This is a genomic window from Curtobacterium sp. MCBA15_016 (assembly GCF_001865105.1).
GTDB lineage: Bacteria > Actinomycetota > Actinomycetes > Actinomycetales > Microbacteriaceae > Curtobacterium.
Map to the genome: position 1 here is coordinate 3716 of NZ_MJGR01000038.1, position 611 is coordinate 4326.

The following is a 611-nucleotide window of genomic DNA, read 5'->3' on the forward strand; positions in this document are numbered from 1 at the left end:
TCGTCGGCCGGCTCGTCGAGCACGTCCCCCAACGACGCCATGTCCGCACCGTGGTCCGTGTAGCGCCGGACCGTCCGTCGCGCCGCGGCACTCGCGGCACCCGAGAGTCGTGGGTTCTTCCGTGCGGCGTCGGCGACGCGTCCGGCGTGCCCCGCGGTCGACAGCAGGATGTTCGCCAGGGCCCGCGCGTCACCCGGTTCCGGAACACCCGTGACCGTCCACGCCGTGCGGACCTGTTCGTCGGGCGTGACCCCGCGCCGCGTGCCCATCCGGTGCCAGTCCGAGAGCGAGCCCTCGGTCCGGGAGGCGGCACGGTCAGCCTCTCCCGCCCGCCGGCGGTCGGCGTCACGCGCGGCGTCGTCCGCGGCTTCGCTCCGCTCGATCCGGTCGACGAGCCCGTCCGCCCGCTTCCGGACGAGTTCGGCCCGTTCGCGTGCGGCGGCGTCGTCACCGCCGGCTTCGGCGATGCGGGCGGCGTGCGCGGCAGCCGCCGCGGCGAGGATCTCCGAACGCTCCATGCTCCGACGGTAACCCGTGCGGCCGACAGCGCCGCACACGAACCGCGCGCACGGGTTCCGGATAGCCTCCAGCCAGCAGCGGCACCTCGTGCG

The 611-nt window shown here is 75.5% G+C and carries 1 protein-coding gene; it reads right to left on the reverse strand.

The window, feature by feature from the left end:
- Window positions 1-518 (reverse strand): hypothetical protein (locus BIV03_RS19830; protein ID WP_175475903.1); only part of this gene is annotated, 518 nt, incomplete at its 3' end.
- Window positions 519-611: the final 93 nt, after the last annotated feature.